We start from the raw sequence: 24,689 nt of genomic DNA on the forward strand, positions 1-24,689 counted from the left end.
CAAAATCCCCGCAGTGTGAGCTGCGGGGATTTTTTTATGCTTACTGCGTATTTGACGTGAGTCAGATTAGCGAACGGTAAAGCGCTCTAAATCCATACCCATGACACTTTCAGTGCTGCTACCCATTGAACCACCATGTGCTTTGGCACGCGGCAGTAAACGAGAGAAGTAGAACTCAGCCGTTTCTAACTTAGCTTGGTAGAAGGCGGCATCGCCTTCGCCGCTAGCCAGTTTAGTGGCAGCTACTTCGGCCATTCTTGCCCAGTAGTAAGCCATTGACAAATAGCCGCTGTACATCAGGAAGTCGTAAGACGCTGCACCAACCGCATCGCGGTTTTTAGAGGCGCGGGCAACCATCTTAACGGTGTGCCAATTCCACGCTAAGGTGTAGCCGATAAGCTTCGCTGAATAGCCACGGCGCTTGCCGCCAAGCAGATTTTTAAAGCCAAATTTATACAGCTTTTTGCAGAAACCGCCGTAGAGTTTGAATCCGTCCAGTACAACTTTACGGCCGATCAGGTCCATGGCTTGAATACCGGTAGTGCCTTCGTACAAAGTGGCAATACGGGCATCGCGATAAATCTGTTCCATACCGTGTTCTTTAATATAGCCGTGACCACCAAAGACCTGCATGGCATTGCTGGCAGATTCAAGACCGGTTTCAGTCAAGAACGCTTTCAAAATTGGTGTTAAAAAGCCCAGTTCGTTCTCAGCCGCATCGCGCTCAGCTTGTGTTTCAGCCTGCACCATGTGATCTGAATATTTGGCGGCGTCATAAATCATTGCGCGGCCACCTTCAGCAAAGGCCTTGGCGGTGAGCAGCATACGGCGCACGTCGGGGTGATGAATAATCGCATCGCCCGGTTTGTCTGGGTTTTTAGTACCAGACAATGAACGCATGGAGTAGCGATCCATGGCGTAGGGCAGGGCATTTTGGTAGGCCAATTCAGAGGCAGCCAAACCTTGTATTGCGGTGCCGATACGGGCGGTGTTCATAAAGGTGAACATCGCGTTCAAGCCTTCATTTTCCTTGCCCAGCAAATAGCCAGTCGCGTCGTCAAAGTTGATGACGCAAGTGGAGTTACCGTGAATACCCATTTTGTGCTCAATACTGCCGCACTTAACGCTATTGCGCTCACCTAAGCTACCGTCGGCGTTAACGTTAACTTTAGGCACAATAAATAAGGAAATACCTTTGGTGCCTTCTGGGGCGCCGGGGGTACGGGCCAATACAATGTGAATAATGTTTTCGGTCAGGTCGTGCTCGCCGGCAGAGATAAAGATTTTGCTGCCAGTGAGTTTGTAGCTGCCGTCTTCCTGTAGCTCGGCCTTGCTTTTCATTTGGCCAAGGTCAGAACCGCAGTGGGCTTCGGTTAAGCACATGGTGCCAGTCCAAGTGCCTTCGCAGAGCTTGGGCATATATTGGGCTTTTTGCTCTTCGGTACCGTGAACGATAAGCGTGTTCATTGCACCTAAGCTTAGGCCGGGGTACATGCCCCAAGACCAGTTAGCGGTGCCAATAAGCTCTGATTTAATCAGTCCCATAGACATTGGCAGACCTTGGCCGCCGTATTCGGTGGGGTGAGACAAACCCTGCCAGCCACCGTCAATCCACATTTGATAGGCTTCTTTGAAACCGGTGGGGGTGGTTACTTCGCTGTCATTCCAGGTGCAGCCTTCTTCATCGCCGACTTTATTAAGAGGCGAGAGCACTTCTTCAGCGAATTTCGCTGCTTCTGCGGTGATAGCTTCTACCATGTCTGGCGTAGCTTCGGCGCCAGCGGCAATCGTTTTGTAGTGGGCCTGGTAGTCTAAGACTTCATTAAGGACGAAGTCGATGTCTCTAACTGGCGCTTTAAATGTGGTCATATGGAGCCTCTGTACTTATTCCCAGGATGCGGGGGTATGTCAACGCGAGGGAGCATAACGGAAGCGAGCAGGCGGGCAATTGGCCGCTTTCAGCAGGGGGTGTGACGCTGCGGTCAATTTGGCCGGTAGCGGCATAGCGCGCGGTTGCTGGGGTTTTGCCTAGGTAATTACCCTTATATAGCTGAATTTAGCCTTATGGGGCGGGCAGAGTGGTCTAGGTCTTGAGCCGACGCAAGTCTGGGGGGATACTGCTACATTACATACTCTGGCCCTTGGCGTAAGCCCCAAGGTTTGTGTGGAGACGTAATAATGCAAGTTGAATACGCTGTTTGTCTTGAGCGCCACCCATTACCGGCGGGGGGGTATCTGGCGCAACTCACTTTGAATGCGCCCGCGCGAATGAACGCTTTAACCTTAGAAATGGTGACCTTGCTTCGTCGTCTACTTGTGGAATTGCGCGACGATACCGAGGCGGTGGCGGTCTTTCTTGACGGTGCTGGCAGTCGCGGTTTTTGTGTGGGTGCAGATGCGTTGCGCATGCGCGCCTCGGCGCTGGCCAATCCCGGCGGCGCTGCAGTAGAAGCCGAGGCATTTTTTGCCCAAGAGTACGCGGCGGCCTATCTTATTCACACCTTTCCAAAGCCGATAATTTGTTGGGGTAGCGGCATTGTGATGGGCGCGGGTTTGGGCTTAATGGTGGGGGCGAGTCATCGTATAGTGACTGACGCAAGTCGCTTGGCAATGCCAGAAATTAGCATTGGATTATTCCCTAATGTTGGCGCGAGCTGGTTTTTAGGGCAAATGCCGGGGCGCTGTGGTTTGTTTTCGGCTTTAACGGGGGTGGAGTTGTCAGCCGCAGATGCGCTTTATGCCGGACTTGCCGACTACTGCCTTACTGACAGCAGTAAAAATCAGGTACTGCGTAAATTACTTTTATTAGAGTGGTGCGATGATCCCAAGTGGAACGCCCAGTGCCTTACTGAGTGTTTAACGGATATCGAGGCTGAGCAGGGCGCCGAACTCGGCGCAGCCTCATTAAAAGATTGTCGTGGCTGGATTGATGATGTCTGCAGTCAACCAGTAGTTGGGAGTATCAGTAATAAACTACGCGAGTATCGCGGTGCTGATCGCTGGTTGAGCAGTGCCGCGCAAGGTCATGCGCGCGGCGCGGCGAGCACCGCTAAGCTCATTTTTAGGCAATTAGAGGCCGGGCGCAATTTGGGCTTGCTCGAGATATTTCGCATGGAGTTGGTGATGTCGGCAAACCGGGTGCGCGACCCTGAGTTTGCAGAGGGTGTTCGGGCGCGATTAATAGACCGCGACCGCGATCCTCGCTGGTGTTACCGCAGTATTGACGAGGTGCCAGAGCTGGAAATAGAAGCCATGTTTAAGTCGCCGTGGTCTAAAAATCCTCTAGATGAATTAATTTGAGATATCGCATATCAGTGGTACCGGCGATTTAGAGCAGACTGTCGATAAATGGATCTAAGTCGGGATGCTGGTGCTGCACTTGGGCAACCCCACGCGCCAAAATATTATCGGCACGCACTGGCCCTAAGTTTTCGCACAGCAAGACATAATATTGGTTGAGCAGCTTTTGCAGAAGCGCCGGCGGCGCATTATTGAGTTTTAAGGGCTGCCGCGTTCCCAGCCAATTCTGGAGTGCTTCAAGAATAGCTAGCGGCAGTTGACGCTGACGCAGCGCTGCAAAAAGTTCTATACGCAGCTTGTGCTGCAATGATTCATCAACTTGACCCATCATTGCTAACATTAACATGCCATAAGTTACGCTCGCCGATGCCGTTTCTGCGGTGTTTGACGTGGCCGCCTCAGGGCCACGGGGGTCGGCGAGCAACTCGTCGCTATCTTGTGCCATGGCGTGTAATAAACTGCGCAGAATACTGGCGCGCTTATCTTTTAATGCAGGGTTTTGGCATATGTCGGCTACATAGCGCTGCAGGGCAAGACTGGGTTGGTCGGCGTAGCGATTTTCCCAGTGGGTTACGGCTTGCATTAAACTCGCATCGTCAAAAAACGGTTTTAGGCCAGTGTAAATCGCGCGGCGGCGATCACTGAGGCTGCGCTTGTTCATGAGCGCAGACCCATATTGTTAGCGCGGTCGGCCGTATAGGCGATGTTGCCAGAATTAAATTCTGGATAGCCTATTTCAGCGTGCTCGCTTAAATCTAAACCGCGCTGTTCGTGTTGGCTGGGTGCGCGTAAGCCCATCACAAGATCAATGGCAAAGTACATGATTAAGGCGCAGCAAAAGGTCCAGATGAAGCAGGCGGCAATGCCAATCAATTGCACTGTAATAAGGTGGGTGTCGAAGAGGTTGCCTTTGTAAAACATACCCGCCGCGAGGGTTCCCCAAGCGCCCGCAAAACCGTGGGCAGACACCGCGCCAACAACATCGTCGAGTTGCATGCGCAATAAAAGTTGACTGCCTAACACACAGACAATTCCGCCAATGGCACCCGTTAATACAGCGTAGGCCGGAAGCATTGTGGCGCAACCTGCGGTGATCGCAACCAAGCCGGCAATACTGCCGTTGACGGTTTCAGTGAGCAGTATGGGGCGGCGCATGGCCACAGCAAGCAACATGCTCGCCGCGGCGCCAGCCGCAGCGGCGAGCTGGGTGTTTAAATTAATGAGGCCAATATCCACCGTGGCGCTAAGAGTCGATCCGCCATTAAAACCGAACCAGCCAAACCACAAAATAAAGCCGCCCAATGCCACATAGCTAAGATTGTGGCCGCGCAATTCCCGTGCCTTGCCGTGTTTGTCGAAACGGCCCAAACGAGGCCCCAAAATAATAATGCCCGCCAAGGCTGTCCACGCCCCAACGGAGTGAACAACCGTTGACCCGGCAAAATCAATAAAGCCCATTTGCGCTAACCAGCCGTCGGCGTTCCATACCCAGCTACCAAAAATGGGGTAGATCACGGCGGTAATGAATAGGGCACCCACTAAATAACCGTCAAAACGGGTGCGTTCAGCCATCGCGCCACTGGCTATGGTGACCGCGGTGGCGGCAAACATGGTTTGAAATAACAACACACCATAGCTGGCTGGGTCGCTGTCATTCATAAAAAATAAATCAGTCCCCATAAAACCACTGGGGTTGTTGCCGAACATTAGACCATAGCCAATAGCCCAGAAAATTAATGTGCCAAGGCAGACATCCATGTAATTTTTCATAACGACGTTGAGCGCGTTTTTGCTGCGCGACATGCCGCACTCCAGCAAGGCAAAGCCCGCTTGCATTAAAAATACCAGGGCGCTGGCGGTGACCAGCCACACCATATTGCTTGCTGGGCTAGCCTCATCGGCAAAGCAGAAAGAAGAGAACACGAGCATGAGTAATGCAAAAAGATAGTGCATTTTTTTCATGGGTAGCCTTATTTTTTAAGGTGGCAACGCACTGAGTTGGCACTGCCCGTCGGAAGCATTACTGCAACAGCTATGCCATTTTATTTCGGCTTAGTGTCGTTCCGATTTTTTACTGAATAGCGGGGCTGCGCTGAGACGACATGGTGAGAGCGATGTGTTGTGGCGTAATTTTGGTGCGCAATTTGCGCGGAGGCGTGTAATTGGTGCGCCGCGGTGCGTGTCTATGGTGCTTGCTTGTTTATAGTATTTTGCTATCGTATCTATGTTTTTAATTTGTTTTTATTATGGCGTGGCTGCGGCTATGATGGCGTTATTAGTAATGAAATGCGCAGTTCAGAAACTGCGTTGGTGATTCGGTAGCTCGGGAGGCTGCAATGAGAAAGACATTAAGTTTTGCCGCTATACACTTTGGTGTGGCCTTTTCTGTGGCATACGCATTTACCGGTAGCGTCTTGGTGGGCGGCGCGATGGCGCTTGTCGAGCCCGCGATAAACACCGTGGTATTTTACTTTCACGACAAGGCCTGGGGGAAATGGGACCGGCCGTCACGGCGATTACTGGATGATGCGGGAAGCATGGTCGCCAATGCCTAGCAAGCTTAGGCGTTTGTCTTGCCAACAATAAAACTCGCACAGGTGGTCGCGCTGCCCCCCAAATTAAATGTCATCACATTTTTAGCGTTGTCGATTTGATAATTTCCCGCGGCGCCAGCAATTTGCTTGTAGCTGTCGAGCAGCATTCTCACGCCAGTAGCGCCAACCGGATGCCCTAATCCCATAAGGCCGCCACTCATATTAATGGGGAGTTTTCCCGTCTTGCTAATGTCACCATTTTCAATGGCCTTCCATGCGTCGCCGGGCGCGTATAGACCGCTGTGGTCCAAAATCATGTACTCGGTAATGTTGAAACAGTCGTGAACTTCTAAACCGTCAATGGCGCTTAAACCCTTCATACCCGCGCGCTTTAATGTCTGTTGAAACAGGGTGTTTATATGGGGAAAGAGATAGCCTTCGGGCTCGCTCAGTTGCAACTTTTCTTTGAAGGAGATCGGCGCGTTAATATGGCCCCAGCCTTTAATGGTGGGAATTGAGTTTAAACTGATGTTGTGACGGGCAGCGTACTCGACGGCCTTGCTCTCTGTTGCCAGAAAGACGACCGCTGCGCCGTCGGTAATCTGGCCGCAATCTTGTTTGCGGATATTGCCGCTGACGACAGGGTTGGCGCTGTCGTCGTTGCTAAAGCTGTGTTCATTGAATTGCCACTGCCGAGTTTGCGCATTGGGGTTGCGACGCGCGCTGGCAAAGTTTTGCTGAGAAATTGCGTAGAGGTGGTCTTTGTTGAGTGAATAGCGTTCTTCATACAGTGAGAGCATATTGTTGAATGCGCAGGGCCAAACAAAATCAGTTTCGGTCCACTCTTGGCTCGCCCAAGCGGCGGGGCGCAGATTGGCGGCGGCCTTATCGCCACTGACATTGCGCATAATTTCAATACCGAGCACGCAGGCTGTTTCGTAGCGACCGGCCTCAAGGTCGGCCATGGCGGCAAGAATAGCCATTGAGCCCGAGGCACAGGCCGCCTCGTGGGAAGAGGCGGGCATATAGCGCATGGCCGGATCGACGTGACCGAAAAAACCGCCCAGCTGCGCCTGACCAGAGAAGAGCGACGAAACGAAATTGCCAACGTGGCCGACCTCAATTTCGGCGGCGTCGAGTTTGCACGCCGTTAGACCTGAGCGCACGGTGTCGATAAACAACTCGGTAACACTTTGATCCGCGCGGGCGGCATTTTGGGCGAAGTCGCTTTGATGGCCGCCGAGTATATAAATTTTTTGTGGGCTCATGATTTTTCCTGGTTTTATTTTTAGTCAGCAATAACAGTAACGCCTTTATAGGCGTTCAATCAGGGTGGCGACACCCACTCCGGCGCCGCCGCAAATTGCCACAATGCCGCGTTTTAGGTTTTGCCTTTCCATTTCGTCAAGCAGAGTTCCCATAAGATTGCCGCCGGTCGCGCCTAACGGGTGGCCAAGTGCAATGGCGCCGCCATTCACATTGAGTTGCTCATTCGCAATATTGAAATGTTGTTGAAAATACAAAACGCTGGCGGCGAAGGATTCATTGACCTCCCACAGATCAATGTCGTCAGTCTTTAGCCCCGTTGCCGCGAAGAGTTTTTCGGTAGCGCGCAAGTGGCCGGTAAGCATTCTAACGGGTTCATCGCTGGCATTGGCAAAATAGCGAATACGGGCGCGGGGCGTCAGTGACAGGCGGGTGCATGCGTCTTCGCTGGCCAGTAACAGTAATGAGGCACCGTCTACCAGTGCCGGAGAATTACCCGCAGTGTGCAATGGCATTAGGCGAGTGTCGGGGTAAACCTGGTCGACCAGTCGCTGTCCCTGTTCAACAAAGTCGGTAAAGCTACTGGGCAGCGCCGCCAATTGTTCGCGGCTTAATTGCGGCCTTAGGGCATTATCACTTGCCAATAAAGGATGCGTATTCTGGTCGCGGACGGGAATGAGCGACGGCTTAAAGTAATCGTTTTGGACGGCGTGCGCGGCGCGCTGATGGGATTGCAGCGCGCAGGCGTCGAGCTGTGCCCGGCTAAAACCCTGCTGGCTGGCAATTAAGTCTGCGGACAGACCCATGTGCATAAAGCGCGTTGCCTTCATTACCTTGGGGTCGCTAAACCACGGGCCACGATCAGCAAACATCGGAACAGCACTGAGTTGTTCAACACCGCCAGCAACTAATACCGACTCCATTCCAGACATGATTTTGCTGGCGGCCAAATTAATAGCGTCTAATCCGGAGCAGCAAAAGCGGTTTAAAGTAACGCCGGAAACGCGGTCTGACCAGCCCGCATAGAGTGCGGCGATTTTGGCGATGTTTGCACCTTGGTCGCCGCTCTGGGTAGAGCAGCCCAGAAGCACATCTTCTACTTCTGCGCTGTCTAGGTGATTTCGCTCTGAAATCGCAGTGAATAAAGGCCGCAACAGATCAACCGGTTTCACTGCGGCGTAGGCTGCGTCGCCGCGGATGCTCGCGCGGGGGATTCTCACAGCATCGACTATCATGGCGCTAGGCATGTGCTTTCCTTTTAGGCATTGATCTGCTGTTTTTATTTCTTTTCATAGCGACGAATACTTTCGCCACTTGCCCACGTGGCGTGGGTGCCACTGCAAATTCGGTGGGGAAGGATAATCCGGCAAACCGGCCCCGCTTCAATGTCTTTGGCATCAATGAGTACACATTCTGAGCGGTTCTCTTTCATGTCGGTGATAAAGCTCACAAGGTAGCCGTCGTCTTCGTCTTTGGCATTAATACGCGGCGCAAAGGGCGCTTCACTGCCAAAGCGCTGCTCACCAAAGGCGAGACTCCACGACTCGCCGGTGTCCAGGTCGTGCTTAACCATGCCGGAAAACATAAACCAATTCGGCTCTCCCCACACGGAGTAAATATAGCGATGCTTACGGCCTGCGTACTGTTGGTTAATGGTGCCAAATTCCAGTGCGCGATCATCCAAACGTTGTTCAATTACCGCGCCGGTCTTTAAATTAAAGCGCCAGCGATGCAATTTAGATTGAAAGGAATGAATATCGATATTGGCCATCATTTTGCCAGCAGCCCGCGGTAAACCTGGCAGTGGCTCTGGGTCGGGGTTGTCTTGAAAATAGCCGTCTAACACGATTTCGTCGCCTTCCTCGTAGGCATTCATCCAGTGCAAAACAAAGGTGGCAGAGGCTTCAAACCATTGTATGTCTTCGGTGTTGCCGTAACGCGGAAGAATGGCAAATCGCGTTGGCATCTCGGGGTGGTAGCCTGCGTGATAGCGTCCTTCTTTTAATTGCTCTGGGTCCCAGAACATCGGCAAATCGGCGAGTATGGAATAGTTTTCTGAGAACGCCATGTCGTGGGGTAATCTTGGCCCCGGCAACGGTACGGGCGTGTAATGCACGAGTTTATTATTACTGTCTACTACCCCGTAGTGCTGGTAGGGGGGGTGAGTTGAATAATTAAAGAACAGCATTTCGCCGGTGCGTTCATCGACTTTCGGGTGTGCTGAGATGCCGTCTATGGGCGTCCAGCTCTCTGTTCCTAATTGCTCAAGGGTATAAGGATCGAGGCGGTAGCCATCGCCGCATTGCCAAAAAGTGGAGACCACTTCGCCAGCATGAATGACCACATCAGTCGAGGAGGCGTCTTTCACTCCGCCTTGAGCGCCCCAGCCTGGGCGAACCGACATACTAGGTGGATTGGCAATACCGGCCCAAAGTGCGGCGCCGGCTTCTTGCTCGGCATTGAAGCCTTTGGTTCGCACAAAGCGGTTTCGGTATTCTGCCTTGCCGTCTTTAAAAGACATGCTGTGCAGCATGCCGTCGCCATCAAATGGGTGGTAGTGGCCAATGGGTTCTTGCACTGGGTTTTCGGTATTGCGGATGTAAACGCCGTCGATGTCATCGGGAATACGGCCAATGACCTCCATGTCGGTGGCGGTGTACTCGGTAAAGTTTGGTGTCCACGCGCCGTTTAGATAGGGGTGGTGGCTAGCTTTAAGGCTGGTTTTAACAATGTTTTTGTAGGTGACGGCCATGATCGAGTCCTGGTTATGCGGTGAACGTTAGTAATTATTAGTTGCTTGCATTATGAGACTAATATATATTTTGTCAATATTGAAATGTCGGTAGAGGGATATGAGTAGCAATCATCTGGTCGTAAATAGCGCCATTGCCCAAGGCTTAGACGTGATTGGTGATCGCTGGTCGCTATTGATTTTGCGCGATGCCTTTATGGGACGCCGCCGGTTTGAAGAGTTCCGGCGCTATACCGGCGCCAGCAAAGCAACCCTGACACGACGTTTATCGGCCTTGATTGAACAGGGGCTTATGGTAAAGCGCAGTACCTCGCCATCGTCAACGCGGCAAGAGTATTGTTTAAGTGCAAAGGGCGCGGGTTTGTTTCCGGTTTCCCTGCTGGCGTGGCGCTGGGAGCATGAATGGTTGGGTGACGTTTCAAACAGTTTACCCAATGAACTTATTCATCGCTGCTGCCAGCTACCAATCGCGCCACAGGCGGTGTGTGGTGAGTGTGAGCAGGCTTTTTCGCTTGACGAGATTCGGCTTTCGGCGGTGGCCGTGCAGAGTATTCAGCACATTGAAGAAATTAAATCCTTAAGCGGCCAGCGCCGCGTGAGATCGCCACACATTTCTGAACACGCAGATTTACGTTTGGCCGGTATAAGTGATTTGATCGGTGATCGCTGGACCTTGCTCATCTTGATCTCGGCATTTTTCGGTGCCAAGCGTTATGAGGCTTTTGCCAAACAACTGAATATTGCATCAAATATTCTGAGTTCCCGTTTAAATTTGCTGGTAGACAACGCGGTTTTGCAGCGTCACAGCTATCAAGAATCTCCTCCGCGCGATGAATACAAGCTCACCGCCAAGGGCTTGTCGCTTTTTCCTATCGTCATCGCCATGCGCCAATGGGCGGTAGAGTGGGAGGCCGACGCAAATGCGGTGGCTGGTCTTGTGCACAGTGGCTGCGACGCCTTGCTCAGTATCAAGGTTAAGTGTGGCGGTTGTGGTGAGATCGTGGGTCGTCAGGATATTGAATATGTCCCACCGCGTGATAATGAAAAATAAAAGGCAATACAGGCGAGTATAAACAGCTATACGCAAAGCAATTTGCTTAGGCTTGAGTAGCACGACAAATAAAAATGAACTATGCCTTATAAATATGCGTATAGGCAGCCGAAACGAGAGGGGAAGCAAATGAAAAAAGTCATGATTTGCACAGCGCTAATTGTGCTCTGTATAGCAATTGCCACCGGCTTAGCCTATGCAGGGGGGCAGGGCGGTTTAAACTATGGTCCTTATCCGGCATTGCTGGTTTGCGCCGCTATTGCCTTTAGTGTTCAGTGGCTGGCGTTCATACCTGCCTACGCTTTTCAAACTGAGCATTATTACGACCTCATTGGCAGTAGCACCTATGTGATTATTGTCTTGTTGGCGCTGTATCTTAGCTCGGGCTTAGGGCAGGGGCTTGATGATCGCGCCCTATTGCTTACTGCGCTTGTGGTGATTTGGGCCGCACGTCTGGGGCCATTTTTGTTCAGACGAGTAAAGCAAGCCGGTAAAGACGGTCGTTTCGACTTGATTAAAGTGTCGATTCCTCGGTTTTTACTAACCTGGACACTACAGGGCCTATGGGTGTTTGTGACGCTGGTGGCGGCGCTTACGGCCATGACAAGCCAACACCGGGAACCATTGGGAATAGTCGCTGTTTTCGGCGCACTTGTTTGGTTGCTCGGCTTTGCCCTTGAAGTTGTTGCCGATGCCCAAAAGTCGGCCTTCAACAAACAGCCAGAAAATGCCGGTAAATTTATTAATATTGGTTTGTGGCGTTGGTCTCGGCACCCCAATTATTTTGGTGAAATTATGTTGTGGTGCGGCATTGCCCTCATTGCCGTGCCGGTATTGCAGGGCTGGCAGTGGCTGAGTTTGATCTCTCCCGTGTTTGTGATTTTCTTGCTTACCCGCGTGAGTGGCGTGCCCTTGCTAGAAAAACGTTCTGATGAAAAATGGGGTGGTAATGCAGATTATGAGCGTTATAAAACTGAGACCTCTGTTTTGATTCCGCTGCCTCCAAAGCGCGGTGTTTAAGCCGCGCGGCATGTAGCGCTAGCCCCTACTAAAATAAGTACAATGAGGTTTTTATGATAAAGCGACTAGGTATTTTTGCCCTGATGTTGGCGGCGCAAGATGTATTTGCGCGGGGCACGCCAGTGCTAGAAGAAGTCATTATTACCGCGCAAAAGCGCGAAGAAAGTCTGCAAGATGTGCCGATTTCACTGGTGGCAATTAGCGCCCAGGCGATGCAGGACGCCAATATTGACGATATGGCTGATATTGCCAATTTTACGCCCAATTTGAGTGTGTTTAGTCATCCACCGCTGACCAGCTTGCGCATTCGCGGCTTAGGTTCACCTTTTGATAAGGGCTTTGAACAGTCTGCGGGTCTGTTTTTAGACGGCGTGTATCTTGGCCGCTTGGCCTTTTTAGACGCGGCCTTTTTAGATGTTGCCTCGGTAGAGGTGCTCCGTGGTCCCCAGGGAACACTGTTTGGCAAAAACACCATCTCCGGCGCCATTAGTATTCGCTCGGTGCAACCCTCTCAAGAACCCGAGTTATTGGCCGAAGGGGTGACTGGTGATGAAGACCTTGCTAAATATACCCTCACCGGCAATGTGCCTTTGAGTGACACCGTGGCCCTGCGCGCCTCGGCGCTGGTAAATAAGCGTGACGGCACGGTTTACAACACTACGCTAGATCGCGACGAGGGCGGTGTTGACTCGCGGGTAGGGCGGGTGCAATTGCGCTGGGATATTGCCGACTGGCTAGATGTTACGGTGGCGGCGGCAGATACCAATCAGGAATTCAGGCTCGGTAGTTTTCAGGTTCGTACAACAACAGATGATCAGTTTGCGCTGATGCAGTTTTATGATCCGCAAGTTGAAAAAGACACCAGTAATAATCAAAGCGCCCAAGATTATCCGGCGATGACCTACCAAAATGGCAATAAATTTGATGTTCGTTTTAACGCATCGCTGTGGGGACATGAGTTCAGCTGGATTAACGCGTTGAGTTCAATCACCGAGGAGTCTTTAACAGACTTAGACTTTTCGCCTATTCCGCTTTTGTTTTTTCTTAATGGTGAAGACTACGAACAGCTCAGTAGTGAATTGCGTATTGTTTCGCCATTAGGCATGTTCGGTGGAAAATTAGATTACGTTGCTGGCGGCTATGTCGCGCTGAGTGAAACCACCATTAAGGTCATTATCGATGCCGCGCCAACGCCTTCAACCCTAGCCTCAGGTCTGGCTCTGACCGGTGGCGGTCTAGGTGTGCTGGATGGCTTGTTGGGCGCTGCCACCGGCAATGAACCGGGCGAGCGCTTATTAATTGATGGCTATCAAGAGAGTGTTAGCTCGGCTGTTTACGCACAGGCAAGCTGGCACTTTAACGACGAATTAAGCTTAACCGGCGGTGTGCGTGTCTCTACCGAAACCAAGGAAGTGGATCAAACCCTGCAATTATTTACAGCGGGTACGGATGTCGATGGCCCGGTATTCACCCAGCTGGTGACCGCGCAAGAATATCGCCTACTCGACAAACGGGTAGACCGCGATGTAAGTCCTAAGCTGTCGTTAAATTGGCTGCCTGATGACGATCTGACCTTTTACCTGAGCGCTGCGCAAGGCTTTAAAAGCGGTGGCTATAGTGGTTCTGCTGTACGTGCAGAAATTGCCGAGGTCGAGCCTGAATCGTCAACGACCTACGAGGCCGGAGCCAAAACACGCTTGTTTGGCGGCGCTGCAACGCTCAATGCCGCGACCTTTTACACCGAGTTTGAAGATTTGCAGTTAACCATCTTTGAGGGCAATGTCAGCCGTATCTCAAATGCGGCGGGTGCAATCTCTAAAGGTGCGGAACTTGATGCCGCATTTGTAACCCCCTGGGACGTATCGGGTAATTTTTCGCTGGCGTATTTGGACGCCACCTTTACCGACTACGCCAACGGCCCTTGTCCCGCAGGTGAAGACACGCCCTGTGATTTGACCGGTAAACCACTGGCTTTCGCACCGCTGTGGAAAGCCACCTTCAGTATGAATTACTTCCACGACTTGTGGTCTGCACCGGTTAATCTCTTGTTTGGTTTTGACATGTTATACGAAGACGACAAACTGCTGCAATCGGATCAAGACCCTATTGATGTGCAAGGTGAGTTTGCAACCCTGAACCTGCGTTTACGATTAGAGGACGACAATGAACGCTGGTCATTGCAGGCCTTTATCCGCAATGCCACAGACGAGTTTGCCTTAGACGGCGGCGGCGATATTCCGACCTTGTCGGGCGCGCATTTTGGCCGTGCGATTGCCTCGCGACAATTGGATGTGGCACTACGAATAAAATTCTAGCTTAGTGCGTGTGGGCTACACCATGTTTACTGAATAGATCGTTACGAGCACAAAGTAATAATAAGAAACCGACAGATATTGATCTGTCATTAACGATGATTGGAGAACTACCATGCTTTCTCGCATTTGGCTCACCGCAATGTTCTTTATGTTTGTAAGTGTCAGTCAGTTATCTGTCGCTTTGGATTCACCATGTAATACTAGCCCAACCCAGGGCTTTGAAGCGCGTTCACTCATCGTCACTGAGGGTACTGACGCGCAGCCTCAGAATGGCTATTACCAACTCTATATTCCCACCGAGCTTCCGTCTGGGGCAGTTCCCTTGCTTGTGATTGTCGATGACGGCGTATCTGCGCTAAGTGCTTCAGATGCAGTGCATCTTGAAAAAGCAGCAGAGGCGCGAAAGTATATTATTGCGTACCCCCAACGTCATGAGGCTTGGGATACCGGAGATAACACAGCCGACGTCGACTACATTAGAGCCGTGGTTGCCGATGTCGAGTCTAATCACTGTATTGATAAACGCCGAATATATAGCGCAGCATACGCCGGTGGCGGCGCTATGATCGCGCGTCTGGCCTGCGACGCTGCCGATATCTTTGCGGCAATAACATTGCCTGAGTCTGATTCGGTAGGGGATTATGGGCATTGTCTAGACCCCGTTGGGGCTATGGAAGAGGGCGCAACGGCTACCCCTCTTGTTTTGAGTCTCGCGACATCGACTAGCCATGACGATGAGCCCTTGAATGCCCAGTCATTAGACTTTATGGCTGCCAATCCAAGGGCCGCTTCAGTAACGTCTTCTGGGCTCGTTGAGTTTGAATGGTTATTGGTTGGCAACCCCGGCAACGCTGCAGATATTTCCAGTGGTTTTGGCGCCGTTGACCATAGTTTTTTAATTGCAAAGTACGAAGTGACCAACGCCCAGTATGCGCAGTTCTTGAATGCCAAAGCGGTGAGTGATCCGCTCAATTTATACAATATCACCATGAGCGCGGGCGCGGGTGGCATAAGCCGTTCAGGGGTTCCTGGTAGTTACAGCTATAGCCCAATTCCTGGGCGCGAAAATAAGCCGGTTAATTGGGTGTCGTACTACGACGTACTTCGTTTTACAAATTGGATGCACAATGGCCAAGGTGACGGCGATACCGAAACCGGCGCCTATACCTTAGAGGGCGGTTTGGCGGTTCCATTTAATGCTGAAACCGTTCAGCGCAATGCCGACGCACGGGTGTTTTTGCCAACAGAAGATGAGTGGTATAAATCGGCCTACCACAACGCCAAAGGCCTGAAAGAAACCGATTATTTTCTATACCCATTTCGTAGCGATGAAGTAACAAGCTGCGTTCCGCCACGGGGTGGCGAGAATCACGCCAATTGCGCTCGCGCGGTAACCGATGTTGTGGACAAGGGCAGCTATCCAGAATCTATTGGCCCCTACGGCACCCTTGACCAAGGTGGCAACGTTTGGGAGTGGAATGTTGGACTGGTCGCTGGCGTGCTTCCTGTCATGCGCGGCGGCGGCTACTATATTGGGCCAGATTCACTCGCGTCCTCATGGCGAGACCAATGGGCAGCATCTGGTGAGTTCAGCTTTGCGGGCTTTCGCGTAGCTGCGCCTGCAACGGCGGATGCGCCCGCCGCAACGCCGAAGCCGGTCGCAAAATCCAGTTCTGGTGGCGGCTCATTTTCACCGCTGTTTTTGCTAATGGTATCGATACTGCTGGTGTTCAGTCGACGGACTGCTAAAACGCAGTAGTGGATGAACTGCCGATGCGGTGGGCTTTAATAATCGATGGGGGCAATCCTCCCATTTACCATTAGGGCGTATCCGGCAGAGCTTGCGGCTTATGAATAAGGTAGCAGTGAAAGTACGGCGTATAGAAAATTAGTGCTCTGTTACATCTCTTGATTTTGGTGTAGGAATCAGGCCGATAAACCTTGCCAAGCTTAGCAATGTCATGAAAAGGCCAATCATGGCTTGCCCTATTACTAGCGAGTAGGCGAGCACCCCTAAGGGAGTTACATTGTAATAACCAAAGCTAGTCATAACCACAAAACTTGTATATATCGCACCAAAAACACTTTCATGCGAGCCTTCTACAGCGAAGGAGAAGAGGTCGTTAAAGAAAATATATTGGGCTGCAAACCAAAATATTATTTCAAAATAGTTTTGCATAAGAAGAACAACCATTCTTCTATAACCGTGAAGAGCGTATTCTTTTCCAGCCTTAGTAGCTCTGTACTCGTCAAACAACAAAACATTGGTTTGGTAAACGATTACCTCAAAAACGCGTAATAACGCATACGCAGCAATAAATAAGCCTACGTAATAGTTTTGGATATATAAAACCGCAGGCACAGACAGAATAGATAGTAGCAAATGGCCAAGAGCCCACGCTTCGGAAAATAAGCCTGTTTTGGTGCTAGGGAATAGCACCCTTACAAGGTTGAAGAATGAAATTTCCCCCAATACCTTGAAAATAAAAGCCCAGAAATCAAGGATAAATGTTTTTTGTTTTTCCGAATTTTTCATGATCACATCAGTTCTTATAGCGCATTAAATAAGGGCGCACTTTAGTGCGCTTGGCCACAGGGTATTGTTGGTTTAACTTGTTACGCATGACTATTGTTTTATTCCTGATCGGTGTTTTTTTGAGCGCGATAATATTTACCTATCCCTGCGACCCGATGATATGCATCAGTCGCATCGTTCTCTTTTTTACGATAAGGGTATGTAACGATGTAGTAACTGGAAAAAAATACTAAGATAGAGAGCAGTCAATTCTCCCATTTCATATGAGCTGACAATGCAGTCAGTCCCGACAGACACCAACCCAGATTTTCAGCCACACCAAGTTTTTGTAGTTCAATTTCTGCATTTTTCTCTAGTTCTTCTATTAGCGTCATATATTGCCTACATTTATTACCTAATAGCTAGTCCTTGAGACTCGTGATTCCCATCATTTTGTCCCTTAGCAACATTGGGGCGTCAGCATGAATTAAAAAATATTAGCAGGTTCAAAAGAGAAGGGGGCTTCGCTATTCGAAAGCGCCAGACAAGTGAAGATTTTCCCTGTGCTTCTGTTAAACATTCCCTTCCCCTCGATCATATCGCGTTTTCTATAAATTTCAATGCGTTAGAAGAGCCGTTTAGTCGTTAAAAGGAAAGAAGCTATTGTTCACGAACCTTGAGGACTGGGGTGTAGTAAATATTGGGGGGCATTGGTTTGTAGAGAGTGGAAAAACAGGCCTCGGTATTAAGAGGCCTGAGTTGTGCGTGACGCGTTCGGCAATTCCCCCGCGACGAATGCGCTGCATGCGGGGGAGTTTCCCTGTCATTGTTTGCCGGTTGCCTAGAAGGGCAGTGGCAGCGGATTGCCTCCGCCATCCGCACAATTGGCGTTTTCATAACGGCTATCAATCACGGTATTTATCCAGGCATCGATGACATCTACGGCCTCGCCGTGTTTTACGCTGCGGGCGATAGGTGGCATTTGCACTGAGGTGTCTACCGAGTGCAGTCGGTAAGAGAGAATTGAGCCCTCTGAGCCGCTTGCGCCACCGGCGACACCGGGCAGTATGTCGTAGTCGCGTCCGCCGCCAGAGCTACCTGCGGTGATGGGTTCTTTGCACACGCCGTGGCTGAGGTTGACCTTGCGGAACACGTCAAAATACAAGCCGGTGCTTTGAGCTAAACCTTTGCGGTTGTGGCAGTGGGCGCAGTTGGTTTCTAGCCAGGCGCGGGCGCGGTATTCAAGATTGGCGTCGCTGCTGGCGGCCACGCGATCAGGCTCAGCGGTGGTGATTTTGTAACTGTCGCCGGGCACGTTAAAGCGCGGCAGGCGGCTGACATTGGTCGCGACCTGTTTATTGTCTAGCGTTAGATTTGGGGCGCCGCTGAGCTTGCCCATATCAATGAGGTGCTGCAATTGGTTTTCTGGGCCGTTGCCATAGTCAAAGGCGCGGTTCATATTGCGTACTTTGGGGCCGATTGGCGCATCACCGGCTTGGCGGTCTTCATTGTTGTGGCAGTTGCCACATTGGTTTGGGGTGGGAATGGCATAGCGATTGGTGCTGCCCTTGTAGGTGGCGCTCACATCGGGGTCGGCGTCGTCGAAGTCCCAGCTTACGGCTTTGGAGCCACCGGCTAGGGCAATGTCAGCGTCACTGCCATCTGCGCGCCAAACATAGGCCATGCCTTCCCAGAATGAACTGCCGCCTTGACCTGCGCGGTGAATGAGTAGACGTGTTTCTACCACGTTTTCGTCAGCAGCGTTGCGGTCGCGAAAGGCGAAGGTTTTGGCGATAACGGTGCCCACGGGGAAGTCTAGCGTCGCGTTTGGCGAGCTGATATTACCCTCTACCCAGCTGGCTGATTCGTCCGGTGGCAAAAATAACACCCGGTATTTTACCGCGTAGTCTGAGAACAAGGGCGTGACCAAGTCGTAAAGTACACCGTCTTCGTTAAAGCCACTGCGGGGATCCGTTTGATCGGCGAATAAATTGTAATGCGACAATTTACTGCAGTTGTAGGCCAGCGCTTCGCGGTTAATCTCGCTGCCGGATGCGCTTTCACAAATAGCGGCAATTTCTGCGGCTGAGGGCGGTTGTTCGGCGCTGCTGCCGGGAATATAGGGCTGCACAACAGCGGGGTTTAAGCGCGCTAATTGTCTGCCAAACTTTGTTGGGCAGTCGTGGTCGGCCAAATCGGTTTTGGGCGCGGTGTCGAGCTCCATGCCGTCAAAGTTCATGAAGGTGCGGCTGTCTGAGGAAAAGGTGTTGCCGAACTCGTCACTTTGGTCAATACACAGCCAGTAATCGGGATGTTTACGCTTGGGGTCGCTGGCGTTGTCTGGCTCGGCAAATTTGTAGCGGTTGTAGCGGCAGCTGGGTTGGCTCTGGCCGTTGTAGTCGGGTTTGCCATCGGCATCCAGTGGCGCGCCGTCGACGTCGTTGCACTGCACGCCATCTTTGCTGTTGACGGTTTTGTCGTAGTAGCCATCCCAAACAATATGGGCGCCCTGGGCGACGTAGGGGTCTTGCGCTTGCAAGCTGCGAAGCTGCACGAGTACTGGCAGCAGGGAGTCGTGGCCGTCATCTATGCCCACGGGAATACAGGGCAGGCCGGTGTTGCCGCCAGTGCCGTCTTGGCAAATGAGCACGCCTTCTTCGGGTAATTGCGGCAGGGTGCCGTTGGTGGTGAATATATTGCTGTGGATATGGATACCTTCAGGGTAGAGGTCCATACGTTTATCTGAGTTATTGGTGTTGCCGTCTAACAGCTCATGGCTGGCGCCGACATAACCCAAGGTGCGGTTGAACTCGACGACATTATTAAAGAATTCAACTTTGTCATAACCCAGCTGCAGCAAGCCGGTACCCTGAGGCACCGCGCTGACCACGCCACCGGGGGCAAAGTTGGCGAGGTTGTTGTAGCCCGCGTAGTTATTAAAAATTCGAGTCTGTTCGCCGTATTGGTTGAGGCCGGGTAAATCAAAAACCAAGAAACCGGCGGTATTACAGTGGGCAACGTTGTCGTGCATATCGGCGCGGTCGCTGTTTTCAATTTCATAGCCCGCTACGTTAAACAGGGCTTCGCTGTTTTTGACGATGATGTCGTTGGACTGGCCAACATAGATACCGGCGTCGGAGGCGCCCAGCGACACCACATTGTCGAGCAAGACATTATTAGACAGCACAGGGTAAATGGCGTAGCCGCCATTGGAGCTGTCTATGGTGTAGTTGCGGGTTTGGCCGCTGGCGTCGGTGTACAGGCCGGTGGCAAGGGGAAAGGCGATAGGTAAGCCATTCAGGCGCGGAGCGGGCACATTGGCTGGGCGCGCAAAGCTGTCTGGCCAAGGGTGTTCGCAGGTCACTTCTAAGCTTGCGGGCACTTTGGGGTCCATGCCGCCGCGATTGTCGCCGCCGCTAGACCACATGGCGCGTAAATTACGCAAGGTGACAAAATCAGAATGAGAAACCTTTACCGAGAAGCCGGGGGTGTCGAGCACGGTAAGGTCTTCTATGGTGATCCCCGTCATGTGGCTCATGGAGATGCCTTCGGGGGATTTTGATTGGGCAAAGTCAAAAATGGTTTTGGCCATGCCCTGACCTTTAATGGTAATTCCTTGTTTATGCGCCATGTCCAGGGTGGTAGTGAACTCAAAAACCCCGTCGCTAAATTCAATGGTATCGCCAGCTTTAGCGGCAAATAAGGCCGTGAGGGTATCGACCTGCTCTTGGGTTTGATCTTCGTTAGGCGCTGGGGCAGGGTTGTTGTTGTCGGCGATATACCAAATATCGCAGTCGCCATCGAAGCGGCCATCGCTAATGTCTTGGCTGCTGCAGGCCAGTTCAATTTCAGCGATGCGCCGTGGAATAAGGGCGCGGGTGTCGCCGTTGGCGGTGCGGGCAAAATCGGCCAGTTGCGAGGCGTCAAACTCGCCGTCGTTAAGGTCGAAGGCACTGGCCGGGATGGTCAGGCTGGCTGCCGCGTCGCGCACGGTTGCCGAGATTTGAATGCCGTTGTCTGCGTTTTTGTCTTCATCTAGGGTGAGCAAAAAGCGCGACAGATTGATTGCCGCTTGCTCGTTGGCTTGAATTTGTCTGGGGGTAATGAATTCAGCGGCGGTGGCTTGGCCTAGGTTAATACCACCGATGGCAAATTTAACAATATCACCGCTAAAGTACTTAAACTCGCCATTGCCACTGGTGAGTAAAATACTGCTTTTGCCCTGGATGCTGTAGTGGGCACCGCCAATGGGGCCGTCGATGAAATAACCACTTAGCTCGCTTGGCGGCGGTGGCGTGGTATTGCCGCCAGACCCTGCGGGGGCCGAGGAAGAATTGCTATTACCGCAAGACGCGAGCATCGAGCAAAGTACGCTGGCAAGCAAATACGAGGGAAAAGTGTATTTCACGCAGAAATCTCCAAATTGCAGTGGCCGATAGTATTGTTGCTTGCTATCAACTTGTTACGTTAGCCAGGGTTAGCCTAGCTTGGTTTTTTATTTATGCTTATAACGTGCCAATTAAGCTGAGTTGTGAAGCTCGCCTAGGATGTAAATGATTTAAACAGCGCCAGTGCCAGCGAAATACCGACTAAGGGTAAAATCCAGCGACTGAGCTTTGCCTGTTGTTCTGGGTTGGCCTTGGGGGCAAAGCGTTCAATAAGAGGAATGATAACGATCAGGGCAAAAGCCAAAATCGCGAGTATGCTGAGCAAAGTAGTCATAGGGCTCCGTCGTTGGTTTTGAGCCGCGTGCCATCAGTTGATAGCGGGCGCCGCTGGGGCGCCCGTCGGGCTTTATTTTTTCAGTATGACGGAGGAACCGTGGCCAAACAAACCTTGGTTTGCGGTAATGCCGACTTTGGCATTGGCGACTTGGCGCTCACCAGCCTGACCGCGTAGCTGCCAGGTTAACTCACACACTTGCGCAAGGGCTTGTGCTGGTACCGCCTCGCCGAAGCAGGCTAGACCGCCAGAGGCGTTTACCGGCAGGCGACCGCCAATTTTGGTAACGCCTTCGCGTACCATTTGCGCGGCTTCGCCGCGGGGGCAAAGCAGCAGGTCTTCATACCAATCTAGTTCCAGCGCCGAGGACAGGTCGTAGACTTCGGCCAAGCTGATGTCTTCTGGGCCGATACCTGCCTGTTCGTAGGCCTGTTTGGGCAGGGCTGCACGAAAACTGTGCGCTTCTACACCGGCGGCGGCCGCAGAGTCGGTGGCAATATCTGGCATTTCTACCACTGCGCTGGCGAAGGTCGGCGTAACGGTAGATACCGCAGCCACTTTCACCGCGTCGGCTTTGCCCATGCGTTTTGCGTAATCCATGCTGGTTACAATCATGGCCGCGCCGCCGTCAGAGGTGGCGCAGATCTGCAATAGCCGCAGTGGGTCGGCAACCATGGCCGAATTGAGTATTTCTTCCATGGTAAATTTTTTCTTGTAGCGGGCATTGGGGTTGGTAAAGCCATGCTCGCTGTTTTTGATTTTAACCAGACCAAAATCTTCTTCGGTGTCACCGTATAAATCCATGCGACGACGGGCGTACAGAGCAAAATAGGTTGGATTAGTAATGCCTAGGTAAAAGCGCAGCCAATCTGGGTCTTCTGGGCGGTAGCCTTTGGCGGGGGCCAAAAAGCCTTTAGGGGTGGTGTCGGCGCCAACCACCAGGGCAACTTCACATTCACCGGCCAGTATCTTGGCGCGGGCGGCGGCGAGGGCTTGGGAGCCTGAGGCGCAGGCCGCGTAAGAGGTGTTTACTTGGGCGCCTTGCCAGCCTAGGGCCTGGGCAATGGTGGCGCCGGCAACATAGCCGGGGTAGCCGCAGCGCATAGTTGCTGCGCCGGACACAAAGCCCACGTCTTGCCAGGGAATACCGGCATCTTTAAGGGCGGCGCGAGCGGCGTATACACCGTATTCGCTAAAATTCTTGCCCCATTTACCCCAGGGGTGCATACCAACGCCCAATACTGCAATATCTTGACTCATTCTGTGCTTCTCCTTGGGCGCGCTTAGCGCACTGGCTGCCATTTCCAGGTGACTTTAATGGCGTCGTCGTCTTCGTGCAGGGTTTCGAGTACCAGCTCTGCAGACTGGCCCACTTTTAATTGATCCACATCAACGCCTTTTATTACTTGGCCGAGAATAATCATTTTCTCTTTTTCGAGCTCCACGGCGGCAATGGCATACGGTACATAGGGGTCTTCGGCCACAAATGGCTCTGGCGGCTTGTAGCAGGCATTGGTGTAAGACCAAATTTTGCCGGTGCGGCTCAATTCAACCTCGCTAAACTCTGTGCTGTCGCAGGCTGGGTTCTTGCAAAAATTCAGGGTCTTAGGGAAGTAGTAGGTACCGCAATGGTCGCAGCAGGCGCCAATTAAATGGGGGGTGTCCGTGTTAAGGGTAAACCAGCCGTCAATAGCGGCCTGCACCGGTTTGTTACTCATGGTTTGTCTCCACTGGGTGGACAATTAATGACACGGTTAGGGGATCTCTGAGCTGTTCAGAGGGGCCTTAATAGATTCCCGTGTAAAGCGATCTCAATTTAACGCTGGAATCATCGCAAGTTCACTCTGCTGGGGCTATCGTCTAAATGGCTGAGAGTAGGGCGTTGCAATGTGGTGCAGGACTAAAAGCTTATGACTGCAATTGTCACTGCGGTGAGTGGTTTTGCAATTGTCGGGGTCTTGCTAAAGCTTATGATTGAAGAATAACAATGAAAACCACAAGCGGCGAATTAAGGGGCCAGTAATGAAAGTTGAATTTACCGCAGCGCAGGATGCCCTGCGCAAAGAGTTGCGCAGCTATTTTGAGCAATTAATGACCCCAGAGTTAAGTGCCGAGTGTGACGAGGCAATGGGCGAGGGCGGCGGCCCGCTGTGGCGAGAAGCCCTGCGCCAAATGGGTAAAGACGGCTGGATTGGCGTGGGTTGGCCTAAAGAGCTGGGCGGCCGGGGAATGAGCCCTATTGAGCAGTTTATCTTTGTTGAAGAGGTAATGCGCGCGGGCTACCCCTTTCCGTTTTTAACCACGGAGTCGGTGGGGCCGCAACTGGCCGAGTTTGGCAACGAAAGCCAAAAGCGCGACATCGTTCCCAAGATCCTAGCTGGTGAGTGCCTTATTGCCATTGGTTACTCCGAGCCAGGTGCGGGTACCGACTTGGCCAGTTTGAAAACAAGTGCGGTGAAAGACGGCGATGAGTGGGTGATTAACGGCCAAAAAATGTGGACGAGTCTGGCCCATTTCTGTGACTACGTGTGGCTGGCCTGTCGCACTGACCCCGACGCGGCCAAGCCCCATAAGGGCATTTCTATGTTTATGGTGCCTACCAATGATCCCGGTTGGAGTTGCAGCCCGGTGGTGACCTTGGGTGGGGTGCGCACCAACGCGACCTTTTACGACAATATTAGAGTACCGGCCGATGCCATGGTGGGCGAGCTCAACGGCGGCTGGAAATTAATCACGAGTCAGCTTAACCGCGAGCGTCTCAGTCTTGTGAATTTTGGCCCCACCGCGGAAATGTTCAATAACGTGGTGCGCTGGGCGCAGCAAATGGAAATGCCCGCGGGCGGCAAATTGATTGACGAGCCCTGGGTACAGATTAACTTAGCCAAGGTGCGTGCCGGTGTCGAAGCCCTAAAACTGGTGTGCTACAAGCAGGCTTGGGCAATGAGCGAAGGTAAGCTGGAAATGGCCGATGCCTCTGCGGCCAAGGTCTATGGCTCAGAATTCTTTATCGAAGTTTATCGCCTATTGGGCGAAATTATAGGTCAAGCAAGTTTGATTAACCGCAAGACCGAGGGCGCCAATGCAATGGCCTCGCGAATTGAGCGTTTGTACCGCACCGCCTCCATCATCACCTTTGGCGGTGGCACCAACGAAATTCAGCGCGACATTATTTCTGCCGCCGGTTTGTGGATGCCCCGCGCAACGCGCTAGCCCA

At 52.0% G+C, this 24,689-nt stretch carries 18 protein-coding genes; 7 read left to right on the forward strand and 11 right to left on the reverse strand.

Annotated elements, in window-relative coordinates:
- Positions 1 to 66 precede the first annotated feature (66 nt).
- Complete coding sequence (locus tag AZF00_RS06010) at positions 67 to 1,869, reverse strand: acyl-CoA dehydrogenase C-terminal domain-containing protein (protein WP_008246964.1); 1,803 nt, start codon at positions 1,867 to 1,869, stop codon at positions 67 to 69.
- A gap of 309 nt (positions 1,870 to 2,178) precedes the next feature.
- Here AZF00_RS06010 and AZF00_RS06015 point away from each other — a divergent pair, with 309 nt between their 5' ends.
- Complete coding sequence (locus AZF00_RS06015; RefSeq protein WP_008246966.1) at positions 2,179 to 3,300, forward strand: enoyl-CoA hydratase/isomerase family protein; 1,122 nt, start codon at positions 2,179 to 2,181, stop codon at positions 3,298 to 3,300.
- A 28-nt stretch (positions 3,301 to 3,328) separates the two neighbouring features.
- Here AZF00_RS06015 and AZF00_RS06020 read toward each other — a convergent pair whose 3' ends face one another.
- Positions 3,329 to 3,961, reverse strand: a complete 633-nt coding sequence (locus AZF00_RS06020) for a hypothetical protein (protein WP_008246968.1) — start codon at positions 3,959 to 3,961, stop codon at positions 3,329 to 3,331.
- The gene (locus AZF00_RS06025; RefSeq protein ID WP_008246970.1) at positions 3,958 to 5,262 is read right to left on the reverse strand and encodes an ammonium transporter; all 1,305 of its coding nucleotides are present in this window, start codon (positions 5,260 to 5,262) and stop codon (positions 3,958 to 3,960) included. The genes AZF00_RS06020 and AZF00_RS06025 overlap by 4 nt, the downstream gene beginning before the upstream one ends.
- 374 nt (positions 5,263 to 5,636) lie before the next feature.
- Here AZF00_RS06025 and AZF00_RS06030 point away from each other — a divergent pair, with 374 nt between their 5' ends.
- Entirely contained in the window at positions 5,637 to 5,855 is a 219-nt protein-coding gene (locus AZF00_RS06030) for a DUF2061 domain-containing protein (RefSeq protein ID WP_008246971.1), read from the forward strand.
- Between the two features lie 5 nt (positions 5,856 to 5,860).
- On the opposite strand, the gene AZF00_RS06035 is transcribed toward AZF00_RS06030, so the two are convergent.
- From AZF00_RS06035 to AZF00_RS06045, 3 genes are read right to left on the reverse strand one after another with little or no spacing between them, the layout of a single operon-like run.
- On the reverse strand, positions 5,861 to 7,102 hold the full coding sequence (locus AZF00_RS06035; RefSeq protein ID WP_062383342.1) for an acetyl-CoA acetyltransferase: 1,242 nt from the start codon (positions 7,100 to 7,102) through the stop codon (positions 5,861 to 5,863).
- Between the two features lie 45 nt (positions 7,103 to 7,147).
- Positions 7,148 to 8,347 (reverse strand): acetyl-CoA C-acyltransferase, encoded by a 1,200-nt coding sequence (locus tag AZF00_RS06040; protein WP_008246981.1) that lies wholly within the window; start codon positions 8,345 to 8,347, stop codon positions 7,148 to 7,150.
- Between the two features lie 32 nt (positions 8,348 to 8,379).
- Complete coding sequence (locus AZF00_RS06045) at positions 8,380 to 9,852, reverse strand: carotenoid oxygenase family protein (protein ID WP_008246983.1); 1,473 nt, start codon at positions 9,850 to 9,852, stop codon at positions 8,380 to 8,382.
- Between the two features lie 100 nt (positions 9,853 to 9,952).
- Between AZF00_RS06045 and AZF00_RS06050 the strand changes: the two genes are divergently transcribed.
- The 4 genes from AZF00_RS06050 to AZF00_RS06065 all read left to right on the forward strand — a co-directional run bounded on the left by AZF00_RS06050 (position 9,953) and on the right by AZF00_RS06065 (position 15,997).
- The gene (locus AZF00_RS06050; protein ID WP_008246985.1) at positions 9,953 to 10,903 is read left to right on the forward strand and encodes a winged helix-turn-helix transcriptional regulator; all 951 of its coding nucleotides are present in this window, start codon (positions 9,953 to 9,955) and stop codon (positions 10,901 to 10,903) included.
- A gap of 129 nt (positions 10,904 to 11,032) precedes the next feature.
- Entirely contained in the window at positions 11,033 to 11,923 is an 891-nt protein-coding gene (locus AZF00_RS06055; protein ID WP_008246986.1) for a DUF1295 domain-containing protein, read from the forward strand.
- 53 nt (positions 11,924 to 11,976) lie between these two features.
- A complete protein-coding gene (locus AZF00_RS06060) occupies positions 11,977 to 14,238 on the forward strand; it encodes a TonB-dependent receptor (protein WP_040802646.1) in 2,262 nt (753 codons plus the stop codon).
- 112 nt (positions 14,239 to 14,350) lie between these two features.
- Complete coding sequence (locus AZF00_RS06065; RefSeq protein WP_008246990.1) at positions 14,351 to 15,997, forward strand: SUMF1/EgtB/PvdO family nonheme iron enzyme; 1,647 nt, start codon at positions 14,351 to 14,353, stop codon at positions 15,995 to 15,997.
- Positions 15,998 to 16,126: 129 nt separating this feature from the next.
- Here the strand turns inward: AZF00_RS06065 and AZF00_RS06070 are convergent, their stop codons facing one another.
- From AZF00_RS06070 to AZF00_RS06090, 5 genes are all read right to left on the reverse strand, one after another.
- Positions 16,127 to 16,774 (reverse strand): hypothetical protein, encoded by a 648-nt coding sequence (locus AZF00_RS06070; protein ID WP_008246992.1) that lies wholly within the window; start codon positions 16,772 to 16,774, stop codon positions 16,127 to 16,129.
- Positions 16,775 to 17,594: 820 nt separating this feature from the next.
- On the reverse strand, positions 17,595 to 21,161 hold the full coding sequence (locus AZF00_RS06075) for a parallel beta-helix domain-containing protein (RefSeq protein ID WP_062383346.1): 3,567 nt from the start codon (positions 21,159 to 21,161) through the stop codon (positions 17,595 to 17,597).
- A 134-nt stretch (positions 21,162 to 21,295) separates the two neighbouring features.
- Complete coding sequence (locus AZF00_RS06080; protein WP_008246995.1) at positions 21,296 to 21,475, reverse strand: hypothetical protein; 180 nt, start codon at positions 21,473 to 21,475, stop codon at positions 21,296 to 21,298.
- Between the two features lie 72 nt (positions 21,476 to 21,547).
- Positions 21,548 to 22,735, reverse strand: a complete 1,188-nt coding sequence (locus AZF00_RS06085) for a lipid-transfer protein (RefSeq protein ID WP_008246996.1) — start codon at positions 22,733 to 22,735, stop codon at positions 21,548 to 21,550.
- A 23-nt stretch (positions 22,736 to 22,758) separates the two neighbouring features.
- Positions 22,759 to 23,193 carry a Zn-ribbon domain-containing OB-fold protein gene (locus AZF00_RS06090; RefSeq protein WP_008246997.1) on the reverse strand — a complete coding sequence of 145 codons (435 nt, stop codon included), beginning with the start codon at positions 23,191 to 23,193 and terminating at the stop codon, positions 22,759 to 22,761.
- Between the two features lie 304 nt (positions 23,194 to 23,497).
- Between AZF00_RS06090 and AZF00_RS06095 the strand changes: the two genes are divergently transcribed.
- The gene (locus AZF00_RS06095; RefSeq protein ID WP_008246998.1) at positions 23,498 to 24,685 is read left to right on the forward strand and encodes an acyl-CoA dehydrogenase family protein; all 1,188 of its coding nucleotides are present in this window, start codon (positions 23,498 to 23,500) and stop codon (positions 24,683 to 24,685) included.
- The last annotated feature ends 4 nt before the right edge of the window (positions 24,686 to 24,689 follow it).

The organism is Zhongshania aliphaticivorans, assembly GCF_001586255.1.
GTDB classification, from domain to species: Bacteria; Pseudomonadota; Gammaproteobacteria; order Pseudomonadales; family Spongiibacteraceae; genus Spongiibacter; species Spongiibacter aliphaticivorans.

Bases quoted from the DNA above. Each gene is read 5' to 3' on its own strand.
- AZF00_RS06010 (WP_008246964.1), bottom strand. From the start codon at position 1,869: ATGACCACATTTAAAGCGCCAGTTAGAGACATCGACTTCGTCCTTAAT.
- AZF00_RS06015 (WP_008246966.1), top strand. From the start codon at position 2,179: ATGCAAGTTGAATACGCTGTTTGTCTTGAGCGCCACCCATTACCGGCG.
- AZF00_RS06020 (WP_008246968.1), bottom strand. From the start codon at position 3,961: ATGAACAAGCGCAGCCTCAGTGATCGCCGCCGCGCGATTTACACTGGC.
- AZF00_RS06025 (WP_008246970.1), bottom strand. From the start codon at position 5,262: ATGAAAAAAATGCACTATCTTTTTGCATTACTCATGCTCGTGTTCTCT.
- AZF00_RS06030 (WP_008246971.1), top strand. From the start codon at position 5,637: ATGAGAAAGACATTAAGTTTTGCCGCTATACACTTTGGTGTGGCCTTT.
- AZF00_RS06035 (WP_062383342.1), bottom strand. From the start codon at position 7,102: ATGAGCCCACAAAAAATTTATATACTCGGCGGCCATCAAAGCGACTTC.
- AZF00_RS06040 (WP_008246981.1), bottom strand. From the start codon at position 8,347: ATGCCTAGCGCCATGATAGTCGATGCTGTGAGAATCCCCCGCGCGAGC.
- AZF00_RS06045 (WP_008246983.1), bottom strand. From the start codon at position 9,852: ATGGCCGTCACCTACAAAAACATTGTTAAAACCAGCCTTAAAGCTAGC.
- AZF00_RS06050 (WP_008246985.1), top strand. From the start codon at position 9,953: ATGAGTAGCAATCATCTGGTCGTAAATAGCGCCATTGCCCAAGGCTTA.
- AZF00_RS06055 (WP_008246986.1), top strand. From the start codon at position 11,033: ATGAAAAAAGTCATGATTTGCACAGCGCTAATTGTGCTCTGTATAGCA.
- AZF00_RS06060 (WP_040802646.1), top strand. From the start codon at position 11,977: ATGATAAAGCGACTAGGTATTTTTGCCCTGATGTTGGCGGCGCAAGAT.
- AZF00_RS06065 (WP_008246990.1), top strand. From the start codon at position 14,351: ATGCTTTCTCGCATTTGGCTCACCGCAATGTTCTTTATGTTTGTAAGT.
- AZF00_RS06070 (WP_008246992.1), bottom strand. From the start codon at position 16,774: ATGAAAAATTCGGAAAAACAAAAAACATTTATCCTTGATTTCTGGGCT.
- AZF00_RS06080 (WP_008246995.1), bottom strand. From the start codon at position 21,475: ATGACTACTTTGCTCAGCATACTCGCGATTTTGGCTTTTGCCCTGATC.
- AZF00_RS06085 (WP_008246996.1), bottom strand. From the start codon at position 22,735: ATGAGTCAAGATATTGCAGTATTGGGCGTTGGTATGCACCCCTGGGGT.
- AZF00_RS06090 (WP_008246997.1), bottom strand. From the start codon at position 23,193: ATGAGTAACAAACCGGTGCAGGCCGCTATTGACGGCTGGTTTACCCTT.
- AZF00_RS06095 (WP_008246998.1), top strand. From the start codon at position 23,498: ATGAAAGTTGAATTTACCGCAGCGCAGGATGCCCTGCGCAAAGAGTTG.